This window comes from Shinella sp. H4-D48 (assembly GCF_022637395.1).
Classification (GTDB): domain Bacteria; phylum Pseudomonadota; class Alphaproteobacteria; order Rhizobiales; family Rhizobiaceae; genus Shinella; species Shinella sedimenti.
The window spans coordinates 95,632-110,349 of record NZ_CP093339.1; the positions used below are offsets into that span (position 1 = coordinate 95,632).

The 14,718-nt window shown below is 60.9% G+C and carries 12 protein-coding genes; 5 read left to right on the forward strand and 7 right to left on the reverse strand.

Going from position 1 to position 14,718, the window contains the following annotated elements:
- Window positions 1-170 precede the first annotated feature (170 nt).
- From MNR02_RS21570 to MNR02_RS21580, 3 genes are all read right to left on the reverse strand, one after another.
- Window positions 171-1,451 carry a type II toxin-antitoxin system HipA family toxin gene (locus tag MNR02_RS21570; RefSeq protein WP_241949796.1) on the reverse strand — a complete coding sequence of 427 codons (1,281 nt, stop codon included), beginning with the start codon at window positions 1,449-1,451 and terminating at the stop codon, window positions 171-173.
- Window positions 1,451-1,792 (reverse strand): helix-turn-helix transcriptional regulator, encoded by a 342-nt coding sequence (locus MNR02_RS21575; RefSeq protein WP_241949797.1) that lies wholly within the window; start codon window positions 1,790-1,792, stop codon window positions 1,451-1,453. The genes MNR02_RS21570 and MNR02_RS21575 overlap by 1 nt, the downstream gene beginning before the upstream one ends.
- A gap of 380 nt (window positions 1,793-2,172) precedes the next feature.
- Entirely contained in the window at window positions 2,173-2,376 is a 204-nt protein-coding gene (locus MNR02_RS21580) for a WGR domain-containing protein (protein WP_241949798.1), read from the reverse strand.
- A 450-nt stretch (window positions 2,377-2,826) separates the two neighbouring features.
- Between MNR02_RS21580 and repA the strand changes: the two genes are divergently transcribed.
- The 3 genes from repA (at window position 2,827) to repC (ending at window position 6,685) form a co-directional block, all read left to right on the forward strand.
- Window positions 2,827-4,080, forward strand: a complete 1,254-nt coding sequence (repA, locus tag MNR02_RS21585; protein ID WP_241949799.1) for a plasmid partitioning protein RepA — start codon at window positions 2,827-2,829, stop codon at window positions 4,078-4,080.
- Complete coding sequence (gene repB / locus MNR02_RS21590; protein ID WP_241949872.1) at window positions 4,080-5,165, forward strand: plasmid partitioning protein RepB; 1,086 nt, start codon at window positions 4,080-4,082, stop codon at window positions 5,163-5,165. Before repA ends, repB begins: the two co-directional genes overlap by 1 nt.
- 305 nt (window positions 5,166-5,470) lie before the next feature.
- On the forward strand, window positions 5,471-6,685 hold the full coding sequence (gene repC / locus MNR02_RS21595; protein ID WP_241949800.1) for a plasmid replication protein RepC: 1,215 nt from the start codon (window positions 5,471-5,473) through the stop codon (window positions 6,683-6,685).
- A 68-nt stretch (window positions 6,686-6,753) separates the two neighbouring features.
- On the opposite strand, the gene MNR02_RS21600 is transcribed toward repC, so the two are convergent.
- The gene (locus MNR02_RS21600; RefSeq protein WP_241949801.1) at window positions 6,754-7,776 is read right to left on the reverse strand and encodes an LLM class flavin-dependent oxidoreductase; all 1,023 of its coding nucleotides are present in this window, start codon (window positions 7,774-7,776) and stop codon (window positions 6,754-6,756) included.
- Window positions 7,777-7,918: 142 nt separating this feature from the next.
- Window positions 7,919-8,233 (reverse strand): hypothetical protein, encoded by a 315-nt coding sequence (locus MNR02_RS21605; RefSeq protein ID WP_241603869.1) that lies wholly within the window; start codon window positions 8,231-8,233, stop codon window positions 7,919-7,921.
- 231 nt (window positions 8,234-8,464) lie between these two features.
- On the opposite strand from MNR02_RS21605, the gene MNR02_RS21610 reads away from it, so the two are divergent.
- Window positions 8,465-9,127, forward strand: coding sequence for a metal-binding protein ZinT (locus tag MNR02_RS21610; RefSeq protein ID WP_241949802.1), 663 nt, complete (start codon window positions 8,465-8,467; stop codon window positions 9,125-9,127).
- Window positions 9,128-9,290: 163 nt separating this feature from the next.
- Here the strand turns inward: MNR02_RS21610 and MNR02_RS22945 are convergent, their stop codons facing one another.
- Both MNR02_RS22945 and MNR02_RS21620 read right to left on the reverse strand, forming a co-directional pair.
- Window positions 9,291-11,123, reverse strand: a complete 1,833-nt coding sequence (locus tag MNR02_RS22945; protein ID WP_305854564.1) for a methyl-accepting chemotaxis protein — start codon at window positions 11,121-11,123, stop codon at window positions 9,291-9,293.
- Between the two features lie 355 nt (window positions 11,124-11,478).
- Complete coding sequence (locus tag MNR02_RS21620; RefSeq protein ID WP_241949803.1) at window positions 11,479-12,603, reverse strand: site-specific integrase; 1,125 nt, start codon at window positions 12,601-12,603, stop codon at window positions 11,479-11,481.
- Between the two features lie 816 nt (window positions 12,604-13,419).
- Between MNR02_RS21620 and MNR02_RS21630 the strand changes: the two genes are divergently transcribed.
- Window positions 13,420-14,715 (forward strand): acyl-CoA dehydrogenase family protein, encoded by a 1,296-nt coding sequence (locus MNR02_RS21630; protein ID WP_241949804.1) that lies wholly within the window; start codon window positions 13,420-13,422, stop codon window positions 14,713-14,715.
- Window positions 14,716-14,718 lie beyond the last annotated feature (3 nt).

The window sequence follows — 14,718 nt, forward strand, 5'->3', positions numbered from 1 at the left end:
TTTTCCATCTGGTCAAAAAAGGGGCATAGTGCTCGCAGTTGATGCACACGGCGGCTTTTTCCTCCCAGTGCCGCCGCATCAGCTGTTCCCCTCTGGAGGTTTTTTGAACCTTCACACTTCATGGGCCGCGCAACTCGCCGGCCCATTTTTTTTGCCTGAAGCCCCCTGCCCTAACCCTTTATCTCCTGCACCAAAGCCAGCGTGTCCAGGTGGGCGATGAGGCGATCTCCGCGTTCTTTGCCGAGCAGGTGTGGGGCTTCTTGCGGCCATCGTTCAAGCGCCGTCCGCACGGTTGCCCTCACCTCCCGTTCGATCCAGTCGGCATCAAGACCGAGGAATTCGGCCACGCGACGGAAGCGGCGAAGATTGACTTTCTCGAAGCTGTGCGTCCCGACGAAGCGCAGCGCCAATCCATCGGCAGGTGAAAACAGCACGGTCGGAACGATGTCATAGGCCGGCGACAACCGGACGATGCCTTCCGACGGAAACAGGAATGACCAGTTCTTCAGGTGGTTGTCGCCATTGCCGATCAGAACGTCGGCGACGATGCGGCGCAAACCTTCCATCACGTCGGCGCGCCAGTCCGTGGAGAAGCGGCGGATCATGTTGAGGATCGTCTCGTAGGTCGCCATCGTGTATTTGCGCTCGCCGACGGCGCCCACGATCTGTGCCGCATCCTCGATATGCAGCCGCCTGCCCTCCCCCGGCCGGTCGAACCGGTCGACCGCAAGGGCCTGCGCGCCACCCTCCAGCAAAGCCGATGGAATACCGTCGATCGCACTGACCGGCACGAGACGGCAGTCGGCGGTGTGAACACCAATCATGCGGCAGAGCGACATGGCGGCGAATTCCGCTTCCGGCAACGCGCGATACCGCGCCGTGGGTACCTTGAGGATCGCCCTCCCCTCCCCTGCCCGCGCGGGCACGGTGAGGCGGCCGTGATTGTCGGTAGCCGAAAACTTGAGCTGCACGCCGGCGAGCGAGAATTTGACCAGCCCTTCCGGCCGCGGCAGATCCAGCCCGCCGAGGCGTTCGAGATGAAGCGGCCCGGCGGTGGAAGGTGGCGTCGTCTCCGGCGTGACGATGAGCGCGCCCGGCAGGTCGCCGCCCAGCCGTGTCAGGAGATCGAACTGGTCGTGCCGGCCCGGCCCCATTTCGGCCATGACGAGCTCGCGGAGCGCGCCTTCCGGCAGCAGGCCCGCAAACCATGGCGGCAGATGCCCGTTGAGGCCGATCTTGTCGCCACGACCGGTAAGGCGTTGTCGGGTGGCCTCCTCATCACCAGGAACCACCCATCCAAGACTGACGACCGGTCGCGCGGGATCACGCAGGAACGCCTCATCTATTGTAAAGGCGGTTGCCCCTCCCCCGTCGCGCGACAGCGTGCCGACGCGCCACAGGTGGCCCTGCGGATCGGTGATGTGAATCGCGAGCATCGCCGCGCCGGCCATCACTCATCCTCGCCCGAGAGATCGACGAACACATCGTCGAAAGCGGTGGAGGTCGGGCTGGATGACAGAACCCTCCCCTCCCCTTGCCGCAACGCGCTCTGCACGGCAGAAAGTTTTTCGACCGGCACCAGCATGGGCACGAGGTCGAGTGCGTCGCAGATGTCGAGCAGCAACGCCAACCGATCACGGCCGATACGCCCCTGAAGCAGATCGCGTTCCAGTTCTGAAATGCGGGCGCGATCACGCCCGAGCCGTGCGGCAAGGTCCGGCTGGGTCATGCTGCGGCCGGTCCGGGCCTGCCGGAGCTGCGCGCCGAGATTTTCGGCAATCGGCGTTTTCATGCGGACCTCGATGTCAGAAAGTCCGCTGTCTATCATGAAACGCTGAACGAAAGAAGCGGAATTCCGCACGAAAATCGTAGTTCGAGCGGAATTCCGCTTCAAATTGTCTGGGGTGTTTCGTGAGAAGACTTTGTGTTGCCGCTAGCGCAGGTGAAACTGGCATGGACAGCGTCCACCGGCTGGGCGTCGAGAGTGCGCGATCAACCTCGAAGCAGCGATGTCCCTGTAATGAAAGAGTATGGAGTCTATGTCCAGTCCTTTTGCGGCAAAGTTCATGGAGGCCAGTGCATGGATCAAGCGGGTCGGCACTGGCAGTGCTGTCGTCTACATCGTCGAACTGCAGATCGTTGACGCGTTGACAGCTGTCAACGATCAACTCATCACTCAGCGACCGGCACATAGCCACGCTTCATCTTCCGCGCCGCGAGCGCTGCCGCGTCGCGCACGGCTTCCGCCAGCCCTGTCTTCTCGTCTGAACGGCGGCGGGCGTAGACACCGACCCGTCCCCATTCGCGGATGAGCAAGGTCTGTCCCAGCAGGTCGCGTGTAACGGTCAAGCGATAGAAGCGGTTCATGTTGCGCATGGGATCGCAGCGGATGAAGTGTCTTGACGTGCCTTGTTCCATGCGCCGAAGTTGAAGGTGGCGGGGAATCGTGTCCAACGAATTTGTTGAATCGATTCGGGCTGATCGATTCATGCCGCTGATGGGTAAGGTCGTTGACAGCTGTCAACGTGATGATGGCGACGCCCTCGTTCCTGACGCCGAAATGCCCGCAAACGATTCATTTTCCAGCGTTTCTTTGCCTGTGCATTGCCATTTCCCATAATCAGAAAGGGCTTGACGCGACTCGCAGCATGGCCCAGCGTGCCTAACGGAATAAGGCGAAGGATGGTTAGTTCGCCGTAACTGCTAAATGCATCTGTAGATTTTCAAGACGTCGCATATCCACGGTGTCGAGAATCGGGAGATAATAGCATGACGGTCCGCAGTGCATGAGGCGCTAGCGAGACCGGGAAACGATCGGAGACATTGATGGCCCTGCCGTCGGATACAGCCATGGGAGAACAGACGCCGACGCTTCGCCCGGCGGACGAAACCATTGCGGAAGATGCGCAGGCGCTCTCCGTGCAGCTCCAGGCAATGCGCGACCGACTGTTTTCGCCGACATCGCGGAAGTCGTTGCGCAGCTTCACTTCGGGGGAAGCCGCGCGGCTGATCGGCGTATCCGACGGTTATCTCCGGCAGATCTCGTTGGCGGGCGAGGGACCGGAACTGGCAACCGGCCCCGGCGGCCGTCGCATGTATTCGCTCGCCGATATCGATGCGCTGCGTCATCACCTCGCCGAGCAGGCGCGCGCCAAGGGCAATGCCGCCAAGGCCCGCTCCTATCTGAAATGGCGTGACGAGGCGCGAGGCGAGCACCTGCAGGTCATCTCCGTCACCAATTTCAAGGGCGGCTCGGGCAAGACGACCTCGGCGGTCCACCTCGCCCAGCACCTGGCCATGACCGGCCATCGCGTTCTGGCGATCGATCTCGACCCGCAGGCCTCGCTTTCGGCGCTCTTCGGTTACCAGCCGGAACTCGACCTTGTCGGCAATGACACGATCTACGGCGCGATCCGCTACGATGACGAGGCACGGCCGCTTTCGGATATCGTTCGCAAGACCTACTTCCACAATCTGGATCTGGTGCCCGGCAATCTCGAACTCCAGGAGTTCGAGCACTCAACGCCGCGCGCGCTTGCCGAGCGACGCCCCGGCGACGCCCATGGCCTGTTCTTCACCCGCGTCCAGGCAGCCCTTGCCACGGTTGCGGATGACTATGACGTTGTTGTCATCGATTGCCCGCCGCAGCTCGGCTATCTTACGCTGTCAGCACTCTGCGCCTCGACGTCGGTCATCGTGACGGTGCATCCGCAGATGCTGGATGTCGCCTCCATGAGCCAGTTCCTCTTCATGACGGCGGATCTGCTTGGCGTGGTGCGCGAGGCGGGCGGGCAGCTCAATTTCGATTTCCTGCGCTATCTCGTAACGCGCTATGAACCGCATGACGGGCCGCAGGCACAGATCGTCGGGTTTCTCCGTTCGCTCTTCGGCAGCCGTGTTCTGACGGCACCGATGCTGAAATCCACCGCCGTCTCGGATGCCGGCCTGACGAAGCAGACGCTTTACGAAGTCGGGCGCGAGAACTTCTCCCGCGGCACTTATGATCGCGCGATGGACGCACTGGATGCCGTCAACAACGAGATCGAACAGCTGATTCATACTGCATGGGGGCGCACATGATGGCGGGGCGCGATCGCAAGAATTCCATCAAGGCGCTGTTCGGCGGCGATATCGTGCCGACCGGAGAGGCAGCGCCCGAAACGAAGTCCGTGCCGACAGCAAACGAACCGGCCGCTGCCCCGGTGCGGGCGTCCTCCGGCGCCGTCAAGGCGATGGGCCTGACGCTGACCTCGATTACTCGCGAGGCGGAGGAGGCGCGGGCGCTGCGCCAGGCGTTGCAGGACGGCGAGCGCATCGTTTCGCTCGATACAGACAAGATCGACGTCTCCTTCATCAATGACCGCCTCAGCGACGAGGAACGCGACGATCCGGATTTCCTCTCACTCGTCGAAAGCATCCGCGAAAGCGGGCAGCAGGTACCGATCCTGGTGCGCCCCTCCCCTACTGGAAATGCCGGGGCAGGGGAGGGGGACCGTTATCAGGTCGCCTATGGCCACCGCCGCCTGCGCGCAGCCCGTCGCCTTGGCCAGCCCGTAAAGGCGATCGTCAAGACGCTGAGCGATGACGAACTCGTTCTGGCACAGGGCAAGGAAAATGCCGAACGACGCAATCTGAGCTTCATCGAGCGCGCGCTGTTTGCGCATACGCTCGTCGGGCGGGGTTTCGAGCGCAAGCTCGTCTGCGATGCGCTGGCCGTACAGAAGAGCGAACTGTCGCGCCTGCTGCAGGTCGCAGAAGCCGTGCCCTTCCGCTTCGTGCGCGAAATCGGGCCGGCGCCAAAGGCCGGCCGCGAACGCTGGATGGCGCTCGGCGCGCTCTTCGAGAACGGCAATGGCGCGGAGATCGAGAAATCGGAGGACGAAGTCCATTCCGAACGCTTCCGCCTGGCAACGAGCGACGAGCGTTTTCAGATGCTGTTCGACCGGCTGATGCGCCGCGCGCCCAAGGCAGCGGCTGCGGTCGAGGCGATCACCCGTCCGGACGGCGGTGTACTCGCCCGGGTCGAACGCAAGGGCAAGGCCGTACGCATTGCCTTTGCACCGGAAGTGGATCCCGCCTTCATTGAGGCTGTAACAGCCCGGATGAAGGACGATTACGCAGACTTTCTTGCCGCGCGCAAAGACGCGAAGGCGGGGAAGACCTGACCGACAATTCTGTGATTCGGCCGCGTGAGCGGCTGGAGAACGCCTGAGAAACCAGCGAAAGGAAGCGCGGAGACAAGAAAAAAGGCCCCCAAAACGTCACCATTTCGGAAGCCCTCTTCTATGTAGCAATTCGAGAGAATCACTTCCTACAGTCAAAGTCAAGAGTCGTGCGACGCTAGCGTCGTGCGATGGTGAAACTTTGTCTGCCAAATGACCTGTCGCAGGAGCGGAAACCCCGCTCGATCACGCGGCAGGGCGGATGGATGGCGTCGACGGGACCTCCTTGCCTCGGAAAGGGGACCCGAATGATGGAGCATATTGCAACGACGCCTTTCGGCGGCGGACGAATGAGTGCGCGCCAATTCCAGAGACAGCGCGAAATGGCGGGGCGGCAGGAAAAGCTGCGAGCCGGAAAGGGCGGTAACGATACCGGCCGAGCCGACAAGTGGCAGCTGATGCGCGCCCTGACCGAGGCCCGCGCGGCCTATGGCATCGGCGATCGCACGATCAGCGTGCTGGAAGCGCTCGTTTCTTTTACCACGACGCGGGAGCTCGACGGGTCGGCACCGATCATCGTGTTCCCATCCAATCGCGAGTTGTCGGTGCGCACGCGCGGCATGGCGCCGGCGACAATCCGCCGTCACCTGGCAGCGCTGGTCGAGGCCGGCATGATCTTCCGCCGCGACAGCGCCAATGGCAAGCGCTTCTGCCGGCGTGACGACAACGGCGTTATGGAAGACGCCTTCGGCTTCGATCTCGCGCCGCTCGCGCTGCGGGCCACCGAAATCCTTGAGGCAGCGGAAGCCGCACGCGCCGAGGACAGGGCCATACGGGCGCTGCGGGGCGAGGTGACGCTGCACCAACGTGACATCGCCAAGATCATCGCCTGCGCTCTGGAAGAGGGCAGGGCGGGAGACTGGCTCGATTTCACGGCCCGTCTGGCCACGGCCACCGCCGGCCTTGGCCGCCGCTCGGCTCCCGACCTCCTGGCGCGGCGGCGCGATGAATTGATAACGCTGCGTGCTGAGGTGGAAAACACATATCTTTCAAGTCTTTCCGAACAAGAAATGAGCGGCAATGACCTTCAAGATGAGCACCATATACAGAATTCAAATACAGACTCATCTTTTGAAATAAGCGGCTGGGAAACTAAAACGGGCGAAGCCGCAATCTCCAAAGGCAAGGCGCCAGAGCAAAAGATGGCGGTCAGCCTCGACAGATTGATGCGTATATGCCCGCAAATCGCCGACTACACGAAGGACGGCATCCGGTCATGGGGCGATTTCCTGGCTGCGGCGGATCTCGCGCGGTCGATGCTCGGCATTTCACCCGATGCATGGCGCAAGGCGAAGGCAGCGATGGGTGAGCAAGCGGCGGCCGTGGTGATTGCGGTGCTGCTTGAACGGGGCGAGGCCGTCCGCTCGCCCGGGGGCTATCTGCGAAACCTAACCGAGAAGGCGGGGCGTGCGGCCTTCAGCGTCTATCCGATGCTTCAGGCGCTCGAACGGTCGCAGGCGTGACGGGCAAGGGCGTGAAAAATCCAGGTTTACCGGGCGGATGGCCGCAATTGCCCCCGCCCGGTGCGTTTTCACCGCCAGCCAAGCGCCGGTGCGACGTGTTTCAGGATGGATTCGATGACATGCGCGTTGTAATCGACCCCAAGCTGGTTCGGAACGGTCAAAAGCAACGTGTCGGCTTCCCGGATGCCCTCGTCGGCGGCCAGCTGGTCGATCAGCCTGTCCGGCTCATCGGCATAGGAGCGGCCGAAGATCGCGCGTGTCTTGTCGTCGATGAAACCGACGGAATCCTCTTCCTTGCCGCCGCGGCCGAAATAGGCGCGGTCGCGGTCATCGACCAGGGCGAAGATGCTGCGGCTGACCGAAACGCGCGGCGTGCGCGTATGGCCGGCTTCCTTCCAGGCTTCGCGATAGGCGCGGATCTGTGCGGCCTGCTGAATATGAAAGGGTTCGCCGGTTTCGTCGTCCTTCAGCGTGGAGCTTTGCAGGTTCATGCCCTGCTTGGCAGCCCAGACGGCTGTGGCGTTGGAGCCGGCGCCCCACCAGATGCGTTCGCGCAGGCCTTCCGAATGCGGTTCAAGCCGCAGCAGGCCCGGCGGGTTGGGAAACATCGGGCGCGGGTTCGGCTGGGCAAAGCCTTCTCCTTTCAGCACCTCGAGGAACACCTCGGCGTGCTGCCGGCCCATATCGGCATCGCTCGTACCTTCCGCCGGCGCATAACCGAAATGGCGCCAGCCATCGATGACCTGTTCGGGCGAGCCGCGACTGATGCCGAGCTGAAGGCGGCCTTGCGAGATGAGGTCGGCCGAACCGGCATCCTCGGCCATGTAGAGCGGGTTTTCATAGCGCATGTCGATGACGGCCGTGCCGATATCGATGCTTTTGGTCCGTGCACCGACGGCTGCCAGCAGCGGGAAGGGCGAAGCGAGCTGCCGCGCGAAGTGGTGTACCCTGTAATACGCACCGTCGGCGCCCAGTTCTTCCGCCGCGACCGCCAGATCGATCGATTGCAGCAACGTATCGCCGGCCGAACGGGTCTGTGATTGGGGGGAAGGGGTCCAGTGTCCGAAGGAGAGAAAACCGATTTTCTTCATGTGAGTTCGCCTCGACGCCATGCGTCCGTTTCTGGGAAGTTGATCCGCAAGATGGGTGATCGCCGCCCGCTTGAAAAGGCCGCTGGCGAGAACGGTGCGTTCACCGGTTGAGACGGAATGAACTGGGTTTGGTGCCGCTTGCCTATTTGTGGCGGGGCAGGGACGTCAGTTCGAAATCCAGGCGATTGTAGGTGGCCTGGATCATATCGATATCGCTAAGATGGCTGGCGACTGCGATTTCCACCATCACATCGGCGACGGAAGCATCAACTCTAGGCTTCTGCGGCCTTTGGGCTCCGGCAAGAACCACGGCCTGCGCCGGATCGCCGCCCAGCGCGAAATAAAGGTTGAGAGCGCTTTCGAGATAAGGAAGAGCCCGTCCGGCGGGTGATTGAGAGGAGATGTCGCCTTCATTCTGCATGGTAAGGGCGACAGCCTTGTTCTGAATCTCGCTCATCTCGTTTCTCTCTTCGCGCGCCCGCCGAAAGCCGCCGCTTCAACCGCAGTCTGTGCTCATTTATCCCGCGCAAGCTAGCGCCAGCCTGATGTGCGGGACGGAGGATGGGTAAAAATTCAATGCATTTTTGACCTTGCACGCGACTTCCAGGCGGGTTAATCGATATGTGTAACGTTATTACATATCGGTTTGGTGTTGACTGCCGAACGGGACAATTGAAAGGAAGAGGCAATGACCAAGGTGATGAGAAGGCTCGGCCACGTATTGGCGATATCTGCAGCGCTGGGCCTTGCGGGACTGGCCAGCGCCCATGCCGCGTCGGAGCACAAACATAGCCATAGCCATGCCGACGAGGCACAGAAAAAGGTCCATAACGGCTACTTCGAGGACGATCAGGTGCAGGCGCGTCCGCTTTCGGACTGGGAAGGCGACTGGCAGTCGGTCTATCCCTATCTCGTCGACGGAACGCTCGACCCGGTCATGGCCGACAAGGCCAAGCATGGCGACAAGAGTGCCGCGGATTACCGGGCCTATTACGAGGTTGGCTACAAAACCGATGTCGACCGCATCCTGATCGCCGGACCGAAGGTGACCTTCTTCCGTGGCGAGACGCCGGTTAGCGGCGACTATGAAACCGTTGGCCACGAAATCCTGACCTACGAGAAGGGCAATCGCGGCGTTCGCTTCATTTTCAAGAAGGTAGGGGGTGACGAGGCAGCACCATCCTTCATTCAGTTCAGCGACCACATCATCGCCCCCCAGAAGGCAGGCCACTACCATCTCTACTGGGGCAATGATCGCGCTGCGGTGCTGAAGGAACTGACGAATTGGCCGACCTATTATCCGGCCAATCTGGACGGCAAGCAGATCCTTGAGGAAATGCTCGCCCATTGAGCCGATCGCGGCCTGCCGCCGGGCAGGCCGCGCTAGGTGTTCTGCGCAGGGTGGTCGGTGCGGGTGGAAGGATCCGAACGACCATATGCGCCCTCAGGCAGTCCTTTTCATTCGTTTGTCTTCGAGATGCCGAGCCGTGTGACGCGGCATCATCTTCCGGCTTCTATGCAGCCCGCATCGTCCGGACGATGCTTTCTGGGCCTTTTGCACCGCTCAGGTTGAACTGCGCCAGGAGTTGATTGAGCGCAGCGGCTTCCCGGGCGAGACCATGGCTCGCCGCCGTCGACTGCTCGACCATTGCCGCATTCTGCTGCGTGCCCTGGTCCATGACGTTGACGGCGGTGTTGATCTCCTGAAGGCCGGTCGCCTGCTCCCGAGACGATTCCACGATGGCGTGGACGTGCAGGCTGATTTCCCGAACTTCAGCGACGATCGTTTCGAGCGAGGCACCGGTCTGCTTTACCAGGTCAACGCCTGTTTGAACTTGAGAGCCGGAGGCGGCGATCAAGGCCTTGATTTCCTTGGCGGCGTTTGCCGAGCGTTGGGCAAGCTCTCGAACCTCCTGAGCGACCACCGCAAAGCCTTTTCCCGCTTCGCCGGCGCGGGCCGCTTCTACACCCGCATTCAACGCCAGGAGATTGGTCTGGAACGCGATCTCATCGATAACGGAGATGATGTTACCCATCTCGCCCGAAGATTTCTCAATCGCCATCATCGCTTCGACGGCATTCTGCATCAACGCACCAGACTGTTCGGCACCTGTTCGTGCCTTCGACACGAGCCGACCGGCATCGTCCGCACGCTTGGCTGAATCCTTCACCGTCGTTGTGATCTGTTCCAGCGCTGCTGCCGTTTCCTCGACGGAGGCTGCCTGTTGTTCGGTGCGCCTCGAAAGATCGTCGGCAGCCGCCCGAATCTCGTTCGCACCCGCGTCGATCCCTTCCGCATTTTGCCCAACCGAGCGAAGCACGGAATGAAGCCTCTCCACGGAACTGTTGAAGTTTGAACGCAGTTCGTCGAGCGTTCCGGTGAAGGGTGTCAGGATGCGGTGAGAGACGTTGCCATTCGCGAGAGCCTCCAGGCCATCTCGAAGGGAATCGACCGCAAACTTGGTGTTGGCGGCGTCGGCGGCCTTCTGTTTCTCCCGCTCCAGTCTCTCGTGTTCGGAAAGCGTTCTGTCAGCCTCGCTCTGTCTTTCGAGACGATCCTTTTCAATGGCATTCTCCCGGAAGACAGAGACCGCAGAAGCCATGCTTCCGAGCTCGTCGCGGCGGTCAGCACCCGGCACGGCCTCATCCACCTGACCGGCGGCCAGCGACATCATTCTAAGACGAAGCCGCTCGATCGGCGATGAAATCTCGCGTTTCGTAACGACCACGGCAAGAAGCAACAGGGACGAGAAAACAACAGCCAATGCCAGAAGAGTGTAGAGGATCGTATTGTTGGTTTTTTCAGAAAGAACCTCTGATTTCTTCTTCAGAGAGTCACTCGTATTGTTAATCCATGTCCGCATCGCTTTAATTGTCTGCGCCGCCTTCTCGTCGGCTTGCATGAGAAGTGCTTTGGCCTCCTCGTTCCGGTCGGACGACCCTGCAGAAACGGCCTTATCTGTGATTTCGATGACGGTGTTGGCTTGATCCTGCAGCGACGTCAGCACCTCACGGTCCGCCGGCATCAGTGTCCGCGCGTTATCAATCAGCTGGTTGAGCCTGGTCTTGCTGGCGGCGTAGTCACTCTCCGCTCTTTTCATGCCGTCAGTTCCGGCGTCGTAGAGAAACACCTGATATGCGTCATAGACGATCGCAACGAGACGCTGGCTGGCAATCGCCATGTCTATCTCGGCGTTCCCGTCATTGCTGACGAAATCGGAATACTCGGTATCCGCAGATTTGAATTTGCCCGAGACATAGAGGGTTCCACCTATACCGATAAGACAGGCAGGGAGGACGAGGGACAGGACCTTTGTTCTGATCCGCAGGTTTTGCAAAAGCGACATAGTACTTTCCGTGGATAGGGGGAACAGACGCGAAAGACAGGGTGAACATGATCGTTCGCGTTATGAACCGACTACAATCGGTCGCGCCTCTACCCCGGGATCTGCCGGCTAATACTTGACAAAAATGCTTAAGGTCTTGTTAAGCTTATTATGAGTTGAGTCGCTGGGCAATTTGGCGAACAATTACAACTGCTGCTCTGTGTCATATATGAATATGCTCGAATTCCAGCGTTTATAGGTTGTTTTTATCGCTTCCAGCTCGCGTCCCGACGGATCAAGAGGGACGAGGGGAAAGCTGCCGAAGCGCATGGCACATCCACCCGATGACGTCCGCGCCAGTGGCGGACACGCGGCATCACAGCCCTGCCGCCTTTGTCAGATTGACGCGGAAACGGTCACGCCGGCGCTGATACTTGCGGGTCATCTCGGCAGAGGCGTGGCCGAGCTGTTTCTGCACATGGCGTTCATCGACCTCGGCGGAGGAGGCAAGGCCGGCACGCAGCGAATGGCCTGCAAACTTCCCGCCCCGCTCGGTTTCCGACAGGTCGCCCTGCACGCCGGCAGCCAGCGCCGTCTTCTTGACGAGGCGGGCCACCTCCTGGTCATTCAGCCGGTCCGGCCCGACATCCTTGCCGCGGCCTGTCACGCGGCGGAAGAGCGGTCCTTTCGCGAGCTTGGCGAAGCGGATCCACGCGCCGACGGCGGCGACGGGGCAGGTGGCTTCCGACGACCCCCTGCCGATCTCCACCTCGCGCCAGCCGGTCTTGCCGCGTAGCGTCACGAGCATGCCCTTGTCGAAGATCTCGATCCAGCCGCGGCCGTCCTGCGTCTGGTCGCGGCCAAGATCGAGCCCGGTGATTTCCGATCGCCGCAGACCGCCGGCAAAGCCGATGAGCAGCATGGCGCGGTCGCGCAGGCCGCGCAGCGTGCCGCGCTCCAGCGTCTCGAGCATGGCGATCAGGTCCTCTGGTAGCACCGCCTCCTTCTGGCGCGGTGGGGCGGCATGGGTGTTGCGGATGCCGGCCATGACGGTGGCGATCGCGCGATCCTTGCGATCGAGCGGCTGGCCGGCCTGGGCATAGCTCCAAGACAGCGCCGAAAGCCGCCGCTCGATGGTCGAGACCGTGTTGGGCCTGACGCCGCGCGCGCCAGCACCGCCGCTGCTGCCCGAGGCACAGGCGGTGATGTAGAGCCCGACGACCGCCGGGTCGGGCGGCATGAGGGCCAGGCCCTGGCGCCGGCACCATGCGGCAAAATGCTTCCAGTCGGCCGCATAGGCGCGCCGCGTATTGGCCGAACTCGCCGCCTCCACATAACCACGCGCCCGCTCCGTCAGATCCCGCAGATGCGCCGGCACAGCCCCCGATCCACCATCCGGCGGCAAGGCAGCCAAATCCCCACCGCCAACAGCCGTGCTGTCAGACGGCGCTGAGCTCTCCTGAGGGTGATTTTCGCTGTTCTGCTCGACGATAGGGCGCATTTCTCTATTAAAGAGCATGATGAATGATAATGCAAGATTATCCGTCATTATTTATTGACGACGTGCCGTGCGGTTATTACACATTACTCCGATATAATGCGCACGTGTAGGCTAGCATGCCGGACCTGCATTCGCCCGTCGCCTCATCCGGTTCCGCCCAGACCTTCACTGCTTCTCTGCCCGGCTGAGCCGTGCCGCGTGGGCGCGAGCCGGATGTGCTTGCGGCGGCATTTTCAGCCGCATTGCTTTGAAATCGCTCGACATCTTCAGCTTCCGCCCCCATCTGGACCGACTGCTGGCGTGCGCGCCAGGCCCTCAAATGTGCCGCCGTCGCGGTCCGGCTGATGGGGCGGAATGAGGACGAGGCCGCACTCGCGTTAGGCCGTTCAACTGGCGGCCGCCGGTGACGATCCGGGGCCAGCGGGAAAAGTGTTTTTCGCAGATCAGCAAGATGCAAGGCTCCGGATACATGCCGCTCCACTATGGCGGCAAGGATTGGTTTGTCATCATGAAGCCGCTGAAATTCGAATGCGCAGCGCGCGCTTGTTGTGCGGCAGAAGATGCCCGGGGCCACTGCACCAAGTTTGATGCGGAAGCGTAAGGGTCGATAAACATTCCCTCGCGTCGTCGATGTGCGCTTGCGCGGTTTCAAAGATGGATTGGTCGGCGCGCGGCTACCTACGGAGGATCATTCGGTGCAACTGGAATCGCAAATTTCATTCCGATTGCCGTGTTTCAAAAGAAAGAGCACGCTGGGTCTTCCCTCCGACTTCTGGCACGGCGATTGCTTTGTTTTCCGAGAAATCGGAGAACGATATGGCAATCGACTTCAACCTTTCTGGTGGTCAGAAACGCCTCCAGCGCATAGCGCGGGAATTCGCCAATGACATTCTTGCCCCGCGAATTTGCAGGGCAGACGAGGAACCGGATCCGCAAAAGGCGTTCCAGGAAGTCAAGGGCGCTTATATCGAGGCCTACAAGCTCGGTTTTGCGACCGGATTCATTCCCCAGCAGTATGGCGGCGGCGGGATCAGCAACCTCGATCTTCAAGTTGTTTCTGAGGAAATCTGTGCGATCGATCCGGGTTTTGCTACCATTCTCCTGGTCAATGGGCTCGCGCTCATGCCGCTCGTATGGTTCGGAAGCGAGGCGCAGAAACAGAAATGGCTCATCACGGCAACCAGTGATCCGAGAGGTGAGTATCTGGCAGGGTGGACTGTCAGCGAAGGCGCCGGCTCTCCCGGCGGAACCGCCAATTTCGACAGCCCGGCTGTATGGCCTGCCGGGATATCGCTTACAGCCACGCACGATGCGGCGAACGGCGAGTATGTCCTGAATGGACGTAAATACTGGCCGTGCAATTCAGGCGGCTGGGATCTCGCCGGTGCAAATGTAAATGTCTGTATCGTCCGAACGCGGAAAGAAGCGGGTGGTGATGAGGGCTTGTCGGCTATCATCGTGCCGCGCGGAACGCCTGGAGTGCAATACGAGGAGCCGATCTCCAAGCTCGGCCACCGCATCTGTCAGAACAATTCGATCATCTTCAGCGACTGTCGTATTCCAGAGGAGAACGCCTTCGCTATAGGGCAAGGTGATCTGGCCATCTCGCGAGCCTTTACCTGGTCGGGACCGGTTGCGGCGATAGCGTCCGTCGGCGTCGCGCGGTCCGCATATGAATACGTTCTTGAATGGTCGAAAACCTACACCGGCGGCGGGCCGACGCCGATAATCAACCACCAGGCCGTTGGATACGCGCTCGCTGACATCGCCATGAAGATCGAAGCGTGCCGAGCCTTCGCCTGGAAAGCTGCCCATTATCTCGACAGCCATGAGAGCCAGGGCCACGCCATTTGCGCGATGGCGAAGGTGTTTTGCGGAGAGACGCTTTTTGATGCTGTCTTCAAGGCGATGAAGGTGATGGGAGTAAATGCGCTCGACCGAAGACATCCACTTGAGCGCTACTTGCGCGAAGCCGCGGTGTTTCCCCTCTATGATGCCGGCAATATGGGAATGCAGATGCGCAAGATCTGGACTGTTCTTAGAGATGATGCGTTTGATCCGCGCGCATTTATGGATCTCACGGCGACCCCGTTTGACAAGAGGTTGATCTGAGTG